This is a genomic window from Azospira oryzae (assembly GCF_004217225.1).
GTDB classification, from domain to species: Bacteria; Pseudomonadota; Gammaproteobacteria; order Burkholderiales; family Rhodocyclaceae; genus Azospira; species Azospira oryzae.
Window position 1 is genome coordinate 64,524 of record NZ_SHKM01000001.1, and the last position, 17,707, is coordinate 82,230.

The 17,707-nt window shown below is 68.1% G+C and carries 16 protein-coding genes and 1 tRNA gene; 8 read left to right on the forward strand and 9 right to left on the reverse strand.

The genetic code is table 11. The features are described 5' to 3' along the window. Positions 1-13: 13 nt before the first annotated feature. On the reverse strand, positions 14-1,273 hold the full coding sequence (locus EV678_RS00320) for an efflux RND transporter periplasmic adaptor subunit (protein ID WP_130458095.1): 1,260 nt from the start codon (positions 1,271-1,273) through the stop codon (positions 14-16). Between the two features lie 170 nt (positions 1,274-1,443). On the opposite strand from EV678_RS00320, the gene EV678_RS00325 reads away from it, so the two are divergent. Then, positions 1,444-2,058 carry a TetR family transcriptional regulator gene (locus tag EV678_RS00325; protein ID WP_014236947.1) on the forward strand — a complete coding sequence of 205 codons (615 nt, stop codon included), beginning with the start codon at positions 1,444-1,446 and terminating at the stop codon, positions 2,056-2,058. Further along, on the forward strand, positions 2,058-2,390 hold the full coding sequence (locus tag EV678_RS00330) for a YnfA family protein (RefSeq protein WP_197739032.1): 333 nt from the start codon (positions 2,058-2,060) through the stop codon (positions 2,388-2,390). The genes EV678_RS00325 and EV678_RS00330 overlap by 1 nt, the downstream gene beginning before the upstream one ends. A 66-nt stretch (positions 2,391-2,456) precedes the next feature. On the opposite strand, the gene EV678_RS16000 is transcribed toward EV678_RS00330, so the two are convergent. Then, a complete protein-coding gene (locus EV678_RS16000) occupies positions 2,457-2,630 on the reverse strand; it encodes a hypothetical protein (protein ID WP_165397423.1) in 174 nt (57 codons plus the stop codon). A 146-nt stretch (positions 2,631-2,776) separates the two neighbouring features. Here EV678_RS16000 and EV678_RS00335 point away from each other — a divergent pair, with 146 nt between their 5' ends. The 4 genes from EV678_RS00335 to EV678_RS00350 all read left to right on the forward strand — a co-directional run bounded on the left by EV678_RS00335 (position 2,777) and on the right by EV678_RS00350 (position 6,539). Then, on the forward strand, positions 2,777-3,361 hold the full coding sequence (locus EV678_RS00335) for a TetR/AcrR family transcriptional regulator (RefSeq protein ID WP_130458096.1): 585 nt from the start codon (positions 2,777-2,779) through the stop codon (positions 3,359-3,361). Between the two features lie 98 nt (positions 3,362-3,459). Next, positions 3,460-4,542: an alkene reductase gene (locus EV678_RS00340; RefSeq protein ID WP_130458097.1), complete on the forward strand. Its 1,083-nt coding sequence runs from the start codon at positions 3,460-3,462 to the stop codon at positions 4,540-4,542. A 69-nt stretch (positions 4,543-4,611) separates the two neighbouring features. Further along, positions 4,612-5,541, forward strand: a complete 930-nt coding sequence (locus tag EV678_RS00345) for a DMT family transporter (RefSeq protein WP_130458098.1) — start codon at positions 4,612-4,614, stop codon at positions 5,539-5,541. Further along, positions 5,538-6,539 (forward strand): LLM class flavin-dependent oxidoreductase, encoded by a 1,002-nt coding sequence (locus EV678_RS00350; RefSeq protein WP_130458099.1) that lies wholly within the window; start codon positions 5,538-5,540, stop codon positions 6,537-6,539. The genes EV678_RS00345 and EV678_RS00350 overlap by 4 nt, the downstream gene beginning before the upstream one ends. A gap of 186 nt (positions 6,540-6,725) precedes the next feature. Here EV678_RS00350 and EV678_RS00355 read toward each other — a convergent pair. Then, a tRNA-Arg gene (locus EV678_RS00355) sits at positions 6,726-6,800 on the reverse strand. Between the two features lie 235 nt (positions 6,801-7,035). Between EV678_RS00355 and EV678_RS00360 the strand changes: the two genes are divergently transcribed. Then, entirely contained in the window at positions 7,036-9,072 is a 2,037-nt protein-coding gene (locus tag EV678_RS00360; protein ID WP_130458100.1) for a methyl-accepting chemotaxis protein, read from the forward strand. A 63-nt stretch (positions 9,073-9,135) separates the two neighbouring features. Here EV678_RS00360 and EV678_RS00365 read toward each other — a convergent pair whose 3' ends face one another. Continuing rightward, positions 9,136-9,633 carry a YbaK/EbsC family protein gene (locus EV678_RS00365; protein WP_130458101.1) on the reverse strand — a complete coding sequence of 166 codons (498 nt, stop codon included), beginning with the start codon at positions 9,631-9,633 and terminating at the stop codon, positions 9,136-9,138. 103 nt (positions 9,634-9,736) lie between these two features. On the opposite strand from EV678_RS00365, the gene EV678_RS00370 reads away from it, so the two are divergent. Continuing rightward, on the forward strand, positions 9,737-11,659 hold the full coding sequence (locus EV678_RS00370) for an ATP-binding cassette domain-containing protein (RefSeq protein ID WP_130458102.1): 1,923 nt from the start codon (positions 9,737-9,739) through the stop codon (positions 11,657-11,659). Here EV678_RS00370 and EV678_RS16530 read toward each other — a convergent pair whose 3' ends face one another. Genes EV678_RS16530 through EV678_RS00395 form a run of 5 tightly spaced genes read right to left on the reverse strand, consistent with a single transcriptional unit; the run spans position 11,660 to position 17,706 of the window. Continuing rightward, positions 11,660-12,790: an ATP-binding protein gene (locus EV678_RS16530; RefSeq protein WP_130458103.1), complete on the reverse strand. Its 1,131-nt coding sequence runs from the start codon at positions 12,788-12,790 to the stop codon at positions 11,660-11,662. Between the two features lie 13 nt (positions 12,791-12,803). Continuing rightward, complete coding sequence (locus tag EV678_RS00380) at positions 12,804-13,346, reverse strand: response regulator (protein WP_130458104.1); 543 nt, start codon at positions 13,344-13,346, stop codon at positions 12,804-12,806. Further along, positions 13,339-14,652, reverse strand: a complete 1,314-nt coding sequence (locus EV678_RS00385) for a response regulator c-di-GMP phosphodiesterase, NosR family (protein ID WP_130458105.1) — start codon at positions 14,650-14,652, stop codon at positions 13,339-13,341. Before EV678_RS00385 ends, EV678_RS00380 begins: the two co-directional genes overlap by 8 nt. Beyond that, on the reverse strand, positions 14,649-16,859 hold the full coding sequence (locus EV678_RS00390; RefSeq protein WP_130458106.1) for a PAS domain S-box protein: 2,211 nt from the start codon (positions 16,857-16,859) through the stop codon (positions 14,649-14,651). The genes EV678_RS00385 and EV678_RS00390 overlap by 4 nt, the downstream gene beginning before the upstream one ends. Then, positions 16,843-17,706 (reverse strand): HDOD domain-containing protein, encoded by an 864-nt coding sequence (locus tag EV678_RS00395; protein ID WP_014236961.1) that lies wholly within the window; start codon positions 17,704-17,706, stop codon positions 16,843-16,845. Before EV678_RS00395 ends, EV678_RS00390 begins: the two co-directional genes overlap by 17 nt. Position 17,707 lies beyond the last annotated feature (1 nt).

Sequence of the window (17,707 nt, forward strand, 5' to 3'; positions counted from 1 at the left end):
TTTCTGGCTCAGCTTATTGCTTGCCTTGGGCAGCAGGCTGGGCGGGCGTCTTGGCGGCATCACCCTCGGCGCCCTTGGCAGGCGCGGCGGCGGGGGCGGCATCGGCCGGCTTGGCGGCGGCAGGCTGGCCCTGGGCCGGGGTGCCCGGAGCGGCGCCAGGGGCGCCGGGTGCAGCCTGGGGACCGTGGGGCGCCACGGGCGCACCGGGGCGGGCCTTCATCAGGTTGTCCACGATCACCTTGTCGCCGGCCTTGAGGCCGCCGGTGATGACCCAGTCCTTGCCGCGCCATTCGGCGGTCTGCACCGGGCGCGGGGCGACCTTGCTTTCGGCGTCCACCACCATCACCAGGCGGGCCTGTTCGGTCTGCATGACGGCAGCCTGGGGCACCAGGAAGACGCCTTCCCGGTTGCCGGTGAGCAGGCGCACGCGCACGAACTGGCCGGGCAGCAGCTTGCCGTCGCTGTTGTCGAACTCGGCGCGCAGCTGCTGGGTGCCCAGGGTGGTGTCGATGGTGGAGGCGAGGAAGTTGATCTTGCCCGGCTTGTCATAGACGCTGCCGTCGGGAAGGATCAGTTCGACGCCGCTGACCATCTCGGCCTTCAGCTGGCCGCCGGGCAGGTTGGCGGTGTCGGACTCGGAGAGGCCGAAGCGCACCCACATCGGATTGGCCTGGTACACGGAGGTGAGCAGGCTGGCGTCGGAGGTGTTGATGAGGTTGCCTTCGGACTTCACGGCCCGGCCGGAAGTGCCGGAAACGGGGGCGGTGACGGTGGTCCAGGACAGGTTCAGCTGGGCCTGGCGCAGGGCGGCCTGGGCGATGGCGTTGTTGGAGGCCGCATCGTCGTATTCCTTCTGGCTCACGGCCTGGCGGGCCAGCAGGCCCTTCAGGCGGCCCTCTTCCCGGGCCGTCTGCTCGGCCTTGGCCTTGGCTTCGGCCAGGGCGATCTCGTAGGGCGCCCGGTCGATCTGGAACAGGGGCTGGCCGGCCTTCACCAGGGCACCTTCCTGGTACAGGCGCTTCATCAGGATGCCGCCCACCCGGGCGCGCACTTCCGTTTCCTTGGCACCTTCGGTCTGGGCCATCAGCTCCAGGGAGGCCGGCAGGTTCTGGGGCTGCATTTCCAGCACGGTCACCGGCAGGGCCTGGGGGGCGCCGCCCTGGGGGGCTGCGTTTTCACCGGAACAGGCAGCCAGGCCGAGGGCCAGCACCAGGGCGGCGGCAGCCGGCCGCAGGCGGAGGAGGGGGGCGGGGAATTGTTGGGTGGACGACATGAGTGGAGCTCCGGACTTTGAATTATGCTGATGATTATATACAATCAAGGTTGTATGTAAATCGACCTATTTGTAACGTTGTGTATCAAACGGCCCGGCAAACACTTGGTGTGCAGCCAGGGCCAATGGTTCGCGGAGCGGCGCCAGGCGCCGTTCCAGAGGAAGGAAGCATGGTCAGGAAAACCAAGGCCGAGGCGGAACAGACCCGGCGCGAAATCATCGATGCGGCCCGTTGCGTATTCCACGAATGCGGCGTCAGCCGTACGTCCCTGGAAAAGATCGCCCGGGTGGCCGGAGTAACCCGGGGCGCCGTCTATTGGCATTTCGAGAACAAGGCGGAACTGTTCTTCGCCATGCGGGAAGATTCCCTGGCGGTGCTGGACGAGGTGGATGCCTACCTGGATTCGCCGGATCTCCCGAATCCCCTCGACGGCATCGAGCAGAGCCTGCTGGCGTTTTTCCGCATCATCGACGGACGTTCGGAAGTCCGTCAGGTTTTCGAGATTATGACCCTGCGCTGCGAGTATGTGGATGAATTTGCGCAGGTGCTGCAGGAAGTCAACAAACCCTGCATGGACTTCCTCGCCAAGCTCATCCGCTCCTACCAGCGTGCTGCCGACAAGGGCTACCTGCGTCCCGGCCTGGACCCGGAGGGGGCCGCCTACGACACCCTGTCCTTCACTGCCGGCCTTTTCAACAACTGGCTTTCCAGCCAGCCCGGCGACCTGCTGCGCCTCAAGGTGCCGGACATGATCCGCCAGCACCTGCTGCTGCGGCGCCCCTGATGCCCGCCCTGCAGACCCTGCTGCTGTTCGTCGCCACCGCCGTGGCGGAAATCGTCGGTTGCTACCTGCCCTGGCTGTGGCTGAAAAAAGGGGGCTCGGTCTGGCTGCTGCTGCCGGCGGCCTTCAGCCTGGGCCTGTTCGCCTGGCTGCTGACCCTCCATCCCCAGGCCGCCGGCCGCACCTACGCGGCCTACGGCGGCGTCTACATCGGCGTGGCCCTGCTCTGGCTGTGGCTGGTGGACGGCATCCGCCCCACCCTATGGGACGGAGTCGGCGCCACGGTGGCCCTGGCCGGCATGGCCATCATCATGTTCGCCCCCCGCTCCGCCTGAGGGTTGTGGTGCCAGCCAATGAAAAAGCCCGCTGCTGCGGGCTTTTTTGCGACCGGATGGTCCTTTTCAGTGTTCCTGCCGACAAAGACAGTGGTGATGGGGGTGGTAGATGAAGTCGGCGCAGGTGGCCGGGTGGTCGGCGGGGAAGTACTCCAGGTGGGCCGTGCAGGCCACCATGCCCGGTTCTTCGGCCACTTCCAGGGCGTGCTTGCAGTCGATGCAGGTGGGAGGAGGGGCCATGGTCGGCGCGGCTGGATGGTTCATCGCTGAAGTATATCGCCTCGTTCCCGGCGTCGGGGTATGAGATAAGTCACGCCGATGGCGGCTTCCCTTCGGCCTCCATTTACGACTAGACGACTGGTCTAATTGTTGGTATCGTGGCGGCCATGAACACTCGCTACGACAATACCCGTCAGCACATCCTGGACAGCGGCAAGGGGCTCATCGCCGGCAAGGGCTTTTCTTCCGTCGGCCTCAATGAAATCCTCAAGACCGCCGGGGTGCCCAAGGGCTCCTTCTACCACTACTTCGAGTCCAAGGAGCAGTTCGGTCAGGCCCTGCTGCAGGACCACTTCGCCGGCTACCTGGAGCGCATCGACGAACTGAGCCGTGACCCCGCCGCCAGCGGCCGGGAACGGCTGGAACGCTACTGGCAGCGCTGGATGGATGCCCAGAGCGATGCCTGCAATGCCCAGAAGTGCCTGGTGGTGAAGCTCAGTGCCGAAGTGGCCGATCTCTCCGACGCCATGCGCATTACCCTGCGGGACGGTACCGAGCAGATCGTGGCGCGCCTGGCGGCCCTGGTGGAAGCCGGCGTGGCCGATGCCTCCCTGCCGCCCCTGGAGCCCCGGGAGACGGCCCAGACCCTGTACCAGCTGTGGCTGGGCGCCAGCCTGCTGGGCAAGCTGCACCGTAACCGGGCCGCCCTGGAGAACGCCATGGCCTTCACCCGCAAGATGCTGACCCCCTGAGTTTTCCCCCCGGGGCCGCCCTGGTGGCGGCCCTTTTATTGTTTCGCAGTCATAGACGACCGGTCTAATCAGCAACATCCTTTTCGAGGAGCCAATCCATGCCTTCCCTGTTCGATCCCGTCACCGTCGGCGACATTTCCCTGGCCAACCGCATCGTCATGGCCCCCCTGACCCGCAACCGGGCCATCGCCGGCAACAAGCCCGGCCCCCTGACGGTGGAGTACTACCGCCAGCGCGCCAGTGCCGGCCTCATCATCGCCGAGGCCAGCCCCATCAGCCCCATGGCCCAGGGCTACCTGGACACCCCGGGCATCTACAGCGAGGAGCAGGTGGCGGCCTGGCGCCAGGTGACCGACGCCGTCCATGGCGCCGGCGGCCGCATCGTCCTGCAGCTGTGGCACGTGGGCCGCATCTCCCACTCCTCCCTGCTGCCCGGCGGCGCCGCTCCGGTCTCCTCCACCGCCCGTCCGGCCCCCACCAAGACCTTCACCAAGGAAGGCTTCGTGGACGTGTCCGTGCCCCGTGCCCTGGCCGACGAGGAACTGCCGGCCCTGGTGGAGGACTACCGCCAGGCTGCCCGCAACGCCATCGCCGCCGGCTTCGACGGGGTGGAAGTGCATGGCGCCAACACCTACCTGCTGGAACAGTTCCTGCGCGACAGCGTCAATGACCGCAGCGGCCCCTATGGTGGCTCCATCGCCAACCGGGCCCGGCTGCTGCTGGAAGTGGTGCGGGCCGTGGCCGGGGAAATCGGCGCCGGCCGCACCGGCCTGCGCCTGAGCCCCCTCACCACCTTTGCTGCGCCCCTGGACAGCAATCCCCAGGCCCTCTACGGCTATGTGGTGGAACAGGTGGCGCCCCTGGGCCTGGCCTACCTGCACGTCATCGAAGGCGAGACCGGCGGCCCGCGCCAGCCCGAAGGCGCTCCCGCCTTCGACTACGAGGCCCTGCGCCGGGCCTTCGGCGGCACCTGGATGGTGAACAACGGCTATAGCGGCGCCAGCGCCGAAGCGGCGGTGGCCAGTGGCCATGCCGACCTGGTGGCCTTCGGCCGGCCCTTCATCAGCAACCCGGACCTGCCCCGCCGCCTCAAGAGCGGCGCCCCCCTCAACGAACTGCGGGCCGACAAGCTGTACGGCGGCGGCGCCGAGGGTTACACCGACTACCCGGCCCTGGCCTGAGCGACAGCCCTACCCACGCCGCGGCGGCTTCGGCCATCGCGGCGCCTTCATCCTTTTGACGGAATTTCCATGAACGCCTATCGCCGCTGGCTGCCGCTCCTGGCCCTGGTCGTCCTTTCCCTCACCTGGGGCTATACCTGGGTCCTGGCCAAGCAGGGCCTGGCCCATGCCGCCCCCTTCGCCTTCGCCGCGGAGCGATGTATCGGCGCCGCCCTGGCCCTGGTGGTGGTGCTGCGCCTGCTGGGCAAGCCCCTCCAGCTGGTGGCCCCGGGCCAGACCCTGGCCATCGGCCTGACCCAGGTGGCCGGCTTCATGGTCTTCCAGACCTGGGCCCTGGTGGAAGGGGGGCCGGGCAAGACCGCCGTGCTCATCTTCACCATGCCCATCTGGACTCTGCTGCTGGCCTGGCCCATCCTGGGCGAGCGGGTACGGGGCAAGCAGTGGCTGGCCGCCGGCAGCACCCTGGCCGGCCTTCTGCTCATCATCGCGCCCTGGGACATGCACTCCAGCCTCTTCAGCAAGTTCCTCGGCCTCATGGCCGCCCTCTGCTGGGCCGTCGGCACCATCCTCATCAAGCGCCTGCGCGGCGCCCAGCCGGTGGACCTGCTGGTGCTCACCACCTGGCAGATGATCATCGGCGCCGTGCCCCTGACCCTGCTGGCCCTGGTCGTTCCCGAACACCCGACGGACTGGAACCTGTCCTACGTCGGCATCCTCATGTTCATGTCCGTGGCCAGCACGGCCCTCTGCTGGTGGCTGTGGATCTACATCCTGGACCGGGTGCCGGCCTGGGAGGCAAGCCTCTCGGTGCTGGGCACCCCGGTGGTGGCCATCCTTTCCTCCCGCCTGACCTTCGGCGAGGCCTTCCAGGCCAGCGAGGTGGCGGGCATCCTGCTCATCGGCGGCGGCCTGGCCCTGCTCTCCTTCTTCGGCTGGCTGGCCAGCAAACGCAATCCCATCGTGGTCCCGGCGGCGGGACCGGAAGGAAAAAATCCATGACCACCACAAGCAAGGCCTCCCTCTCCCTGCTCGATCTGGTGACGGTGCGGGAAGGGGGCAGCATCGCCCAGGCCCTGGCCATCGCCCGGGACACCGCCCGTCATGTGGAAGCCCTCGGCTTCACCCGCTACTGGCTGGCCGAGCACCACAACATGCCGGGCATCGCCAGCTCCGCCACCGCCGTGCTGGTGGGGCACATCGCCGGCGCCACCTCCCGCATCCGGGTCGGGGCCGGCGGCATCATGCTGCCCAACCACGCGCCCCTGGTGGTGGCCGAAGCCTTCGGCACCCTGGCCGAACTCTATCCGGGCCGCATCGACCTGGGCCTGGGCCGGGCTCCCGGTACGGACGTGACCACCATGCGTGCCCTGCGCCGGGACCGGGTGGAAACGGAGGCCGACTTCCCCCGGGAGGTGGCCGAGCTGCAGCGCCTGCTGGGTCCGCTGCAGCCGGGCCAGGCCGTGGTGGCTGTGCCCGGGGCCGGCACCCAGGTGCCAATCTGGCTGCTCGGCTCCAGCCTCTTCGCCGCCCGCCTGGCGGCGGCCCGGGGTCTGCCCTATGCCTTCGCCTCCCACTTCGCCCCGGCCATGCTGGACCAGGCGGTGGCCCTCTACCGCCACGAATTCCAGCCCTCCGCCGCCCTGCGCCGGCCCCACGTCATGGTGGGCGTGCCCCTGGTGGCGGCGGAGAACGACGCCGCCGCCGATTTCCTCGCCAGCAGCAGCCGGCAGCGGGTGCTGGGCATCCTGCGCGGCGACCGGGCCGGCCTGCCGCCGCCCCGGGAGGGTTTCATGGAGAGCCTCCATGCCCACGAGCGGGACGCCATCAACGGCTTCCTCGGCGTCGCCGTGGTGGGCGGGCCGGAAACCGTGGCCCGGGGCCTGGCCGCCCTGCAGGCTCGCACCGGGGCCGACGAGCTGATGCTGGTGTGCGACGTGTTCGAGCCGGCCCTGCGCCTGTGCTCCCTGGAGATCGCGGCCCGGGCCTGGGCCGGCTGAAGGCCTGCCCGCCGGGGCAGGCAGGACGGACATTCCCGCCGGTGCAAGGCCGGCGGGCGCGCCAATACTGGGTTTCAGGCCGGGATGGCCTGGGGACAAGCGCTAGCAGGGAGTCTGGCCCAGGATTGCCGCAGAACGAGGCGGGACGGGCTAGGTGGGGAGTGCTACGGAGTAGGGCGGCGGGACTGGCGTCCCCGAGTGGAATCGAACCACTAATCTTCCCTTAGGAGGGGAAAGTTATATCCATTTAACTACGGAGACAGCCGCGGGCGCGTATTGTACGCGCAGCCTCCGGCTGCCGCCAGCCGCGCCCCAGGCCAGGGTTTTCCCGGGGGCCAGGTCCGGGGTTCGCCATAGGTCATAGCGTGAAATAGTTGTATTACTTTAGTAAAGCAGGGATTAATAATATTGAAACATGCCGCGGCGGTGAGCTGGCCCCGGCACACAGCCATCCCGCCTGGCGGGTAGCCAACCAATAATAAACAAGGGGTTCAATATGCTCGACCTATACCGCAAACTGCCCATCGCCCGACAGATCATCATTGTCGCGGCTTCCCTTCTACTCCTTATCTTTACTGCCATGACCGTCATGGCCACCTCCATGGCTTCCCGCTCGGCGGTGGCCCTGGCCGAATCCGACCTGAAACAGCAGATGAGTATCCTGCAGGACACCCTGGACAGCGTCTTCGACAGCGTTCTGGCCCGGGGCGAGCGGCAAATGAATTTCTTCCGTCGCCAGCTGCCCGGCGATTTCAACCTGGGCTCGGGCATGGTCCGCACCGGCAATGTGGATCTGCCGGTGATCCGGGCCGGCGGCGAAGTGCTCAACGGCAACCGCAAGATACTGCTGGCCTTCCAGGAACTGACCGGCGAGGATGCGGCCGTTCTGGCCGTGCATGAAGGCAAGCTGTACCGGGCCGCCACCCTGCTGAAGAAGGACGGTGTCTATCAGGACGGCACCGAAATCAAGGCCGGCGACCCGGTGGCCGACGCCATCCTGCAGGGTAAGGACTACGGTGGCCTGGCCATCCGCAACGGCACCTATTACTTCAGCACGGTGAAGGCGCTGAAGACGGCGGAGGGCAAGGTCTACGGCGGTATTTCCGTGCGCATCAAGCTGGACAGCGAACTGCGGGATGTCCGGGCCCTCTTCGGCAAGGTCAAGGTGGCCGATACCGGTTACGTCTATATCGCCCGCCAGACCAAGGACGACAAGACCCTGGTGGAGTTCGTGGCCCACCCCACCCTGGCCGGCAAGACCCTGGAAGGCATGGACGGGGAGACCCGGGACAGCATCGCCAAGGCCGTGGCCGGCCCCGACGGTTTGCTCACCTACGAGATGAAGGACGCCAACGGCAAGATGCGCAAGAAGCTGGGCGTGGCCGGCACCTCCTCCCGCTGGGGCTGGCGTCTGGTGGGCGCCTCCTGGGAGGACGAGTTCCTCGCCGAGAGCATGAAGCTGCGCAATTTCCTGGTCATTTCCAGCATCGTCGCGGCCCTGCTTTCCTGTGCCGTGATCTTCTTCCTGGTCAATGTGCGCCTGAAGCCCTTGTCCGAGTTCATGGTGCAGATGGACCGCCTCGGCGCCGGGGACCTGACCATCAGCGTGCGCGATGCGGACGGCAACAGCGGCAACGAGGTGCAGCGCCTGGGGCACTCCCTCAACGTGACCGCGGCCAATGTGCGCAGCCTGGTGGGCGAGATTTCCGCCGCCGCCGGTCGCGTCAATGCGGCCGCCTCCGAAGTGGAAAATGCCTCCCACCAGGCCATGGACGCGGCGGAGCAGCAGTCCCAGTCCGCCTCCGGCATGGCCGCCTCGGTGGAGCAGATGTCCGTCAGCATTTCCCACGTGGCCGCCAGCGCCGGCGACGCCGCCCAGGTGGGCGAGGAAGCCGCCGAATCCACCCATCGGGGCCGCAGCATCGTGCAGAAGACGGTGGAGGAAATGGAACGCATCGCCGGCGAAATCGGCCGCTCCGCCGAGGTCATCCACAGCCTGGGCGAGCGCTCCCAGCAGATTTCCGGCATCGTCGGCGTGATCAAGGAAATCGCCGACCAGACCAACCTGCTGGCCTTGAACGCCGCCATCGAGGCGGCCCGGGCCGGGGAACAGGGCCGGGGCTTTGCCGTGGTGGCCGACGAAGTGCGCAAGCTGGCCGAGCGCACCAGTTCCTCCACCCAGGAAATTGCCGACACCATCGCCGCCATCACCGGCGAGACCCAGAGCGCCGTGGCCGGCATGCAGGTGGTCAGCCGTCAGGTGGAAGCCGGCGTGGAAATGGCCCGGGAGGCCGGCGAGGCCCTGCAGGTCATCGATGCCAATACCGAGAAGTCGGTCAGCACGGTGCGCGACATCGCCGACAGCACCCGGGAGCAGAGCGTGGTCAGCCAGGAAATCGCCCGTCTGGTTGAGCAGATCGCCCAGATGGCGGAAGAGGGCAGCGCCACCTCCACCCAGAACACCGAGTACGCCCGCAACCTGCAGACCCTGGCCCAGGAACTGCAGATGGCCCTGCAGCGCTTCAAGGTCTAAGGCGGCTCAGCCCGTCCATGGCGGCCCGGCGGGGAAACCAGCCGGGCTTTTTTTTTTGGCGGCTCAGGCGGCCGGCGCTTCCTGGTGCACGTCGGCCCAGGGCGCGCCGGTGAGGCGCTGCAGGTCGGCCGGGGCCAGGGGGAAGACGGAGAAGGGCGTGCCGGCGGCGGCCCAGACGGTGGCAAAGCGCTGCAAGAGACCATCCAGCAGCAGGATCACCTCTCCGGGCTGGCCCAGGGGCGAGACGCCGCCGATGGCATAGCCGGTGGCCTGGCGCACGAATTCCGCCTCGGCCCGCTCGATGGGGCCGCCCACCAGGGCCTTGACCTTCTTCTCGCTGACCCGCTGGTCGCCACAGGTCACCACCACCACGGCGCGGCCGTCGCTGCGGCGGCGGAAGACCACGGACTTGGCGATTTCCGCCACGCTGCAGCCGATGGCCTGGGCGGCTTCGGCGCTGGTGCGGGTGGGCTGGTCGAACTCGACCACGGCGGCGTCGTGGCCGGCGGCCTGGAGCAGGGCCTGCAGGCGCAGGGCGGTGGGGTGGCTGGCAGGTTTCATGGGGCCAAGCTTAAGGCGGCGGCGCCCCGCCGGGCAAGCCCGGGGACTGGCCCGCGGCGGGGGAGGCTACAATAGCGGCCTTTGCTTCCACCGGCTGCCTTCCGTGCCCTACCTGCAACTCAAATCCGCCTGCCTTGCCTTTGGCCACGTGCCCCTGCTCGACCACGCCGACTTCCAGCTGGACCCGGGGGAACGGGTGGCCCTGATCGGCCGCAACGGTTGCGGCAAGTCCTCCCTGCTCAAGGCCCTGGCCGGCCAGGGCGGCCTGGACGACGGCGAGGTGTGGCGCCAGCCCGGCGCCCGCATCGGCTACGTGCCCCAGGAGCCGCCCTTCGATCCGGAACAGAGCGTGTTCCAGGCCGTGGTCGGCGGCATGGGCGACACCTCGGCCCTGCTGGCCGAATACCATGAGGTGTCCCACCGCCTGGCGGAAGAGGGGGCCGACCATGAGGTCCTGCTGGCCCGCCTGCACCAGTTGCAGACCGACCTGGAGGCCCGCGGCGCCTGGGCCGTCAATGCCCAGGCCGAAGCTGCCATCCAGCGTTTTTCCCTGGACCCGGAGGCCCGGGTGGGCGGCCTTTCCGGCGGCCAGAAGAAGCGCCTGGCCCTGGCCCAGGCCCTGGCCGTGGCGCCGGAAGTGCTGCTGCTGGACGAACCCACCAACCACCTGGACGTGGGCGCCATCGCCTGGCTGGAAAACCTGCTCCTCGAAGCCAACGTCACCCTGCTCTTCATCACCCACGACCGGGCCTTCCTCAACCGCCTGGCCACCCGCATCGTGGAGTTGGACCGGGGCCAGCTGGTGAGCTTTCCCGGCAACTTCGCCACCTACCAGGAGCGTAAGGAACGCATGCTGGCCGACGAGGCAGTGGTGAACGCCAAGTTCGACAAGTTCCTGGCCCAGGAAGAAGTGTGGATCCGCAAGGGCGTGGAGGCCCGGCGCACCCGCAACGAAGGCCGGGTGCTGCGCCTGGAGCAGCTGCGGCGCGAGCGGGCGGCCCGGCGCGAGCGCCAGGGCAAGGTGGAACTGGCCCTGGACTCGGGGGAGAAGAGCGGCAAGCTGGTGGCCGAACTCACCCATGTGACCAAGCGCTACGGCGAGCGCACCATCGTCCGCGACTTCTCCACCCGCCTCATGCGCGGCGACAAGATCGGCCTCATCGGTCCCAACGGCGCCGGCAAGACCACCCTGCTGCGCCTCATCCTGGGCGAGCTGCAGCCCGACGAGGGCAGCGTGCGCCAGGGCACCAAGGTGGAGGTGGCCTATTTCGACCAGTTCCGCAGCCAGCTGGATGAGGAGGCGGCCCTGGCCGACGTCATCTCCCCGGGCTCCGACTACGTGGAAATCGGCAACGAGAAAAAGCACGTCATCAGCTATCTGGGCGATTTCCTTTTCGCGCCCCAGCGGGCCCGTTCGCCGGTGAAGTCCCTCTCCGGCGGCGAGCGCAACCGCCTGCTGCTGGCCCGCCTCTTCGCCCGCCCCGCCAACGTGCTGGTGCTGGACGAACCCACCAACGACCTGGACATCGAAACCCTGGAGCTGCTGGAGCAGCTGCTGCAGGACTACCCGGGCACCCTGTTCCTGGTCAGCCACGACCGGGCCTTCCTCGACAACGTGGTGACCCAGACCATCGCCGCCGAAGGCGACGGGGTGTGGCACGAATACGCTGGCGGCTACAGCGACTGGTTTGCCTACCAGCAGAGGCGCCAGGCGGAGGAAAGCCAGGCGGCCAAGGCCCAGGCCAGGGAAGAGAAGGCGGCGGCGCCGAAGGAGGACAAGGCCGCCAAAGCCAAGCCGGTGAAGCTCAGCTACAAGGAAAACAAGGAACTGGAAACCCTGCCCGACCGCATTGCCGCCCTGGAGGCGGAGCAGGCCGGCCTCAGCCAGCGCCTGGAAGACCCGGGCCTGTACCAGCGGGACCCCCAGGAAGCCCAGCGCTGCTCCGCCAGACTGGGGGAGATCGACGAGGAACTGCTGCTCCTGCTGGAACGCTGGGAAGAGCTGGAAGCCAAGAGCAAGGGCTGATCAGGCCTGCTGCCCGGCGGCGCTGGCCTCTGCCGCCGGCTGGTGGATGGGCAGGAAGACCTGGAACAGGGTGCCCGCCCGCTCCTGGCTGTCCACCTCGATGCGGCCGTGGTGCTTCTGCACGATGCCGTAGGAGAGGGAGAGGCCCAGACCCGTGCCCTTGCCCACCGGCTTGGTGGTGAAGAAGGGGTCGAAGATGCGCTTCAGGTTTTCCGGCGGGATGCCGGCACCGGTGTCGGCGATGCTGATGCAGACCTCCCCGCTTTCCGGCAGGTGGCGCGTGGCCACGTTGATGACGCCCTTGTCCTTGATGGCGTGGGCCGCATTCACCAGCAGGTTGAGGAAGACCTGGTTGAGCTGGTTCTGGTTGGCCTCGATCAAGGGCAGTTCCCCCAGCTCGGTGATGACCTCGGCCTTGTACTTCAGCTCGTTGTTGACGATGTTGAGGGTGGAGACGATGCCCGGGTTGAGGTCGATCCAGGCGAACTTGCCTTCGTCCGGGTGGGAGAAGTCCCGCAGGTCCTGCACGATCTTGCGCACCCGGCTGACCCCGTCCCGGGATTCGCTGAGCAGCTTGGGCACGTCTTCCCGCAGGAATTCCAGGTCGTAGCGCTCGCAGCTTTCCCGGATCTTCCGTCCCAGGGGCGAATCGTCGGGCAGGCCGGCGGCCACTTCCTCCAGCAGGTCGGTGAGGGCGAAGAGGTCCTCCACGTAGCCGGCCAGGGTGTTGATGTTGGACTGCACGAAGCCCACCGGGTTGTTGATCTCGTGGGCCACCCCCGCCGCCAGCTGGCCGATGGAGGCCATTTTTTCCGAATACAGGAGCTGCCGCTTGGCATCCTCGAGCCGGGTGATGAGGGCCGCCTGCTCGCCTTTTTCCCGCTGCAGGGCCTCTTCCGTCTCGGTGCGCTCGGCCAGTTCCCGGCGCAGGTCGTCGTTGCGCCGGTTGAGTTCTTCCGAAGTGAGGTTGAGGGCCTGTTCCCGCAGCAGCAGGTCCCGGTCCAGCTGCTCGTAGGATTCGCCGATGGCGTTGAACAGGTGCTCCCAGGCCGCATCGCCCGGGGGCGGCAGGACCGTTTCCGGGTGTTCGCCCAGGTGGCGGCGAATCTGGCGTTCGAGCAGGGGGTGCATGGCGGCGGCCCCTTCAATCGTCGAGATGGATGGCCCCGTCGGGGCCCCAGTTGACCCGGGTGATGCCCGGTTCCTCCGCCTCCAGGCGGCGCCGTTCGATTTCCTCCGGGCTCAGCTGGCCCAGCTGCCGCTGCCGTTCCAGGGCCAGCTGGCGGTCCGCCTCCTGGCGGCCGAATTCCGCATAGGCGCCCTGCAGCACACTGCATACCTCCTCGTCGTCCCAGGGCTTGATCAGGTAGCGGTGCAGGCCCACGGCATTCACCGCACTCACCAGCACGTCGAAGTCGGCGGCGCCGGAGAGCATGAGGCGCAGGGCATGGGGCTGGATTTCGGCGAATTCCTTGAGGAAGGCGATGCCGTCCATCTCGGCCATGCGGTAGTCGCTCACCACCAGGGCGAAGGGCACTTCCCAGGCCCGCGCCAGGGCGGCCCGGGGGGAGGTGAAGGTTTCCACTTCGGGGCCGGCCGGCAGTTGGCGGTGCAGCAGACGGGCCAGGGCCGACAGGACGGCGGGCTCGTCGTCCACGAGCAGGATGCGGGGTGGGCGGTTATTCATGATCGACGATCTTCGGTGGATGGATGTGGAGGGTGATGCGGCCGCCGAATTCGCTCTTCTCGTATTCGCGAATCTGCCGGATCAGGTTTTCATCCAGGACATAGTCGGCGGCCAGCAGCAGGATGCCGTCGCGGCTGAGGAAATCCCGGGCCAGGACCATGCCCGGCTCCAGTTCGGCGGGCAGCAGGGGCAGGCCCACCGGCGGCGGCTCCTTGATGCCGCCGCAGACCACCAGGAAGGCATCCACCACCGCCGGGTCGTAACGCCGGCCCCGGCTTTTGTCGATGAACTCCAGGGCGGCCTGCTCGTTCAGCTTCTTGCCGTTGAGGGTGCCCTGGATGAGGCCGTCGTAGTCGTTGGCCACCGCCAGGATGCGGGCCCCCAGGGGAATGGCCCCTTCCATTTCGCCGGCGGGGTAGCCCTGGCCGTCCACCCGTTCGTGGTGGCTGCGGATCAGGCGGGCGGCGCCCCGCAGGTCCTCCAGGGCCATCAGGGCCTGTTCGCCCTTGAGCGGATGCTTGCGCCACAGGCCCCGCTCCTCCGGGGTCATCTGCAGTTCGTTCTTGGCCAGCAGGTGGTCGGGCAGGCCGATCTTGCCGATGTCGTGCAGCAGGCCGGCGAGGAACACGTCCTGGCTGTCCCGGGGCGACAGGTTCATCTGCTTGGCGGTCTTGCGCGAGAGGTCCGCCACCCGGCGGGAGTGGCCGGCCATGCGGCCTTCCCGCAGTTCGATGAGGTTGGCGAAGACCCGGATCGAGGTCATGAAGCTGGTCTTCAGCTTCTCGTTGGCCAGGGCCAGTTCCTGGGTGCGGGCCTGGACCTTCTCCTCCAGGCTGGCGTTGAGGCTTTTCAGCTCCTCGTTCTGCCGCCGGGTCAGTTCTTCCAGGCGGGCCTTTTCCCGCTCCAGGGCCTTGCGCTCCAGCACGTCCTTCACCGTCAGCATGACTTCGCTGTCGTTCCAGGGCTTGGCGATGTAGCGGTAGATCTCGCCCTGGTTGATGGCGGCCACGGTGGATTCGATGTCGGCGTAGCCGGTGAGCAAGATGCGCGCCGCCTTGGGCCAGCGGGCCCTGACCTGGGCGAGGAAGCGGGCGCCGTCCATCTCCGGCATGCGCATGTCGGAGATGACCACGTCCACCTCGCCGTTTTCCGCTTCCAGCAGTTGCAGGCCCTCGGCGCCGCTGTTGCCGAGCAGGACCTTGTAGCCGGCGGGGCGGAACAGGCGGCGCAGGGCGGCGAGGATGTTGGCCTCATCGTCCACGCACAGGATGGTGGCGGGGGGGACGGGCAGGTTGCCGTCGCTCATGGGGTTGCTCCCTCTTTTGGCTGGCTGACCGGCAGGACGATGCGGAAGGTGGTGCCCTTACCCAGCTCGCTGCTGACGGTGATCTGGCCGTGGTGCTTCTGCACGATGCCGTAGGACAAGGATAAGCCAAGCCCGGTGCCTTTGCCCACGGGCTTGGTGGTGAAGAAGGGGTCGAACAGGCGGTGCATGTTTTCGGGGGAGATGCCGCTGCCGTTGTCCTCCACTTCCAGCCATACCTGGTGCGCCGGCTCGTCGTGGCCGCTGCGCAGGGTGATGCGGCCCATCTGGCCCTCGGGCATGGCGTGGGCCGAGTTCACCAGCAGGTTGAGGAAGACCTGGTTGAGCTGGGAGGGCAGGCATTCCACCTCCGGCAGTTGGCCGTATTCCCGGACCACCTCGGCCCGGTACTTGATCTCGTTGTTGACGATGTTGAGGGTGGAATCCAGGCCCTGGTGCAGGTCGGCCCACTGCCAGTCCTGGGAGGCGTCGAGACGGGAGAAGTCCTTCAGGTCGGCGACGATCTTGCGCACCCGGTCGATGCCGTCCCGGGACTGGGTCACCAGGCTGGGCAAATCCTCCAGCAGGAAGTCGAAGTCCAGGTCCTGCTTGACCCGGGCCACGGCCTGGGCCGCCGGGTGCTCGGACGGCAGCTGGGCCACCGCCGTCGCCAGGGAGTCGAGCACCGTCTGCATGTCCTCCAGGTAGCGGCCCAGGGTGGACAGGTTGGATTGCACGTAGCCGATGGGATTGTTGATCTCGTGGGCGACGCCGGCGGCCAGCTGGCCGATGGAGGCCATCTTCTCCGACTGCACCAGCTGCTCCTGGGCCTCCTGCAGGCGCTTGTTCACCTCCAGCAGTTCGGCGTTGCGCTGGCGCAGCTCGTTCTCCGAAGCTTCCCGCCGCCGCACGTCTTCCTCCAGGGCCTGCTTGGCCAGGGAGAGCTGGGCGGTGCGCCGCTCCACCAGGATCTCCAGCTTGGCGTGGGCATTGCGCAGGGCCTCCTCGGCCTCCTTGCGCTCGGTCACGTCCACCAGGGTCTCGATGGCGCCGATGATGCGGCCCTGGGCATCCTTGAGGGGGGCGGCGGTGAAGAAAAGCCAGCGGCCCCGGTCGCCGAAATTGGGGAAGAAGGATTCCACCTCGTAGGCCCCGGGAATGATGGGGGAGCGGCGGAAGGTGTCGCCGTAGAGGCCGGTGATGCGGCTGTCGGCGGTGCCGTCCACCACCAGCTCGGCCAGCACCGGCCGCTCTTCGGCATAGAAACCGGACCAGGCCCGGGTGCTGCCGATGATCTTCTCCCCGGGCATGCCGGTGACCAGGGCGCAGGCCGCGTTCCAGTGGGTCACCCGGTGCTCCGCGTCGATGACGAAGGTGGGCACCGGGTCGCCGTCGATGATCTGCTGCAGCATCTGCTGGGTGCTGCGCTGGGCCGCCTCGGCCCGCTTGCGTTCGGTGATGTCGATGGCCGTGCCGAGACCGGCGTAGCCGCCCTCGTATTCGATGCGGGCGGCGGTGATCTCCATCCAGATGGTCTTGCCCGCCTTGGTGACGAAAGGGGCCTCGTAGGTGGCCGGCATGGCCTCGCCGCGCAGCCGGGCGGCGGCCCGTTCCTGCAGGAGGTCGCGCACCGAGGGATGGGCCAGGTCGAAGAAGCTCATCTGCAGCAGCTCGGCCCGGCTGTAGCCGGTGAGGCGCTCCATGGCCCGGTTCACATAGAGCATGGGGCCGCCCTTGTAGAGGATCACGGCGGCGCTGATGGTTTCGGTGAGGCCGCGGAAGCGGGCCTCGCTGCTGCGCAGCTGCTGCTCGGCCTCGACGATGCGGGTGATGTCCGAACCCAGGCCGACGTAGCGGCGGGGCAGGTTGCCCTCTGCCGGCAGGGGCACCACGGTCAGCTCGATCCAGTATTCGGAGCCGTCCTTGCGCCGGTTGGACATTTCGCCGCGCCATTCGAAGCCGGCCCGCACCGTCTGCCACAGCTCGGCGAAGAACTCGGGCGGATGGCGGCCGGTGGCCAGCACGCTGTAGTTGTGCTGCAGCAGCTCATCCGGCCGGTAGCCGCAGGCTTCGCACATGCGCTCGTTCACGTAGAGGATGGCGCCCTGGTCGTCGGCCACGCTCACCTGCAGGTGGCGCAGCAGCACTTCCCCGTGCAGCAGCTCGGGCAGGCCGGGGGGGACCGGACCGGGATCAGGCAAGGAGGGCATGCAGGGTATCCTCGAACTCGTTGGCGATCTGGTCCAGGGTCGGCGCCAGCCGGGCCCAGTCGATGTTGAGCCGGTTCCAGGCCGTGTCGGAAAGGGGCGGCACCGGTTCTTCCAGGGGGGTGGAAAATTCCAGGCCGTGGGCCAGGACGTTGGCGACGTGGGTCAGGTCCACCAGGGAGTCGGCCCGGGCCTCGTCGGGCTGATGATGCAGGGCGATGGCTTCCCTCATGCTCTGGGGCAGGCCCCAGCGGGTGGCCAGCATGGCGCCGGCCTCGGCATGGGTGAGGCCCAGGTATTCCAGTTCGGCGGCCACCAGGGGCAGTTCGTGGCCCTGGCTGCGGGCCAGGACGGCGGCGTAGTGGCGGGGGAAGGCGACGCACAGCACCAGCTGGCCGATGTCGTGCAGCAGGCCGGCGGTGAAGGCGGCCTCGGCGTTGCGGCCGCTGAGCATGGCCAGGTGCCGGGCCGCCACGGCGGTGCCGACGCTATGGCGCCAGAAGGTGCGGGGCGAGAAGTTGCGGCCCGGCTTGAGGCTGGCGAGGGCCTGCACGGCGGCGGCGGAAATGACCAGGGAACGCACGGCGCGAAAGCCGAGCACGACGATGGCCTCCTGGATCGAGCCGACCATGCCCGGCATGCCGTAGAAGGGCGAGTTGGCCACCCGCAGGGCCCGGGCCGCCAGAACCTGGTCGGCGGCGATGCGCCGGGCCAGAGGCGCCACGTCCAGCTCCTCGATGGCGTCGCCGCTGAGCAGCTCCGCCGCCACGCTGGGCAGGCTGGGCAGGGCGGCGATGCGGGCGGCGACGGTGTCCCGGTCCGGCGGCGGAGGGCAGGCCTGGGGCGACATC

What these genes read in the sequence shown, in the direction of transcription:
- EV678_RS00320 (WP_130458095.1), bottom strand. Translation starts at nt 1,273, where the DNA reads ATGTCGTCCACCCAACAATTCCCCGCCCCCCTCCTCCGCCTGCGGCCG.
- EV678_RS00325 (WP_014236947.1), top strand. Translation starts at nt 1,444, where the DNA reads ATGGTCAGGAAAACCAAGGCCGAGGCGGAACAGACCCGGCGCGAAATC.
- EV678_RS00330 (WP_197739032.1), top strand. Translation starts at nt 2,058, where the DNA reads ATGCCCGCCCTGCAGACCCTGCTGCTGTTCGTCGCCACCGCCGTGGCG.
- EV678_RS16000 (WP_165397423.1), bottom strand. Translation starts at nt 2,630, where the DNA reads ATGGCCCCTCCTCCCACCTGCATCGACTGCAAGCACGCCCTGGAAGTG.
- EV678_RS00335 (WP_130458096.1), top strand. Translation starts at nt 2,777, where the DNA reads ATGAACACTCGCTACGACAATACCCGTCAGCACATCCTGGACAGCGGC.
- EV678_RS00340 (WP_130458097.1), top strand. Translation starts at nt 3,460, where the DNA reads ATGCCTTCCCTGTTCGATCCCGTCACCGTCGGCGACATTTCCCTGGCC.
- EV678_RS00345 (WP_130458098.1), top strand. Translation starts at nt 4,612, where the DNA reads ATGAACGCCTATCGCCGCTGGCTGCCGCTCCTGGCCCTGGTCGTCCTT.
- EV678_RS00350 (WP_130458099.1), top strand. Translation starts at nt 5,538, where the DNA reads ATGACCACCACAAGCAAGGCCTCCCTCTCCCTGCTCGATCTGGTGACG.
- EV678_RS00360 (WP_130458100.1), top strand. Translation starts at nt 7,036, where the DNA reads ATGCTCGACCTATACCGCAAACTGCCCATCGCCCGACAGATCATCATT.
- EV678_RS00365 (WP_130458101.1), bottom strand. Translation starts at nt 9,633, where the DNA reads ATGAAACCTGCCAGCCACCCCACCGCCCTGCGCCTGCAGGCCCTGCTC.
- EV678_RS16530 (WP_130458103.1), bottom strand. Translation starts at nt 12,790, where the DNA reads ATGCACCCCCTGCTCGAACGCCAGATTCGCCGCCACCTGGGCGAACAC.
- EV678_RS00380 (WP_130458104.1), bottom strand. Translation starts at nt 13,346, where the DNA reads ATGAATAACCGCCCACCCCGCATCCTGCTCGTGGACGACGAGCCCGCC.
- EV678_RS00385 (WP_130458105.1), bottom strand. Translation starts at nt 14,652, where the DNA reads ATGAGCGACGGCAACCTGCCCGTCCCCCCCGCCACCATCCTGTGCGTG.
- EV678_RS00390 (WP_130458106.1), bottom strand. Translation starts at nt 16,859, where the DNA reads ATGCCCTCCTTGCCTGATCCCGGTCCGGTCCCCCCCGGCCTGCCCGAG.
- EV678_RS00395 (WP_014236961.1), bottom strand. Translation starts at nt 17,706, where the DNA reads ATGTCGCCCCAGGCCTGCCCTCCGCCGCCGGACCGGGACACCGTCGCC.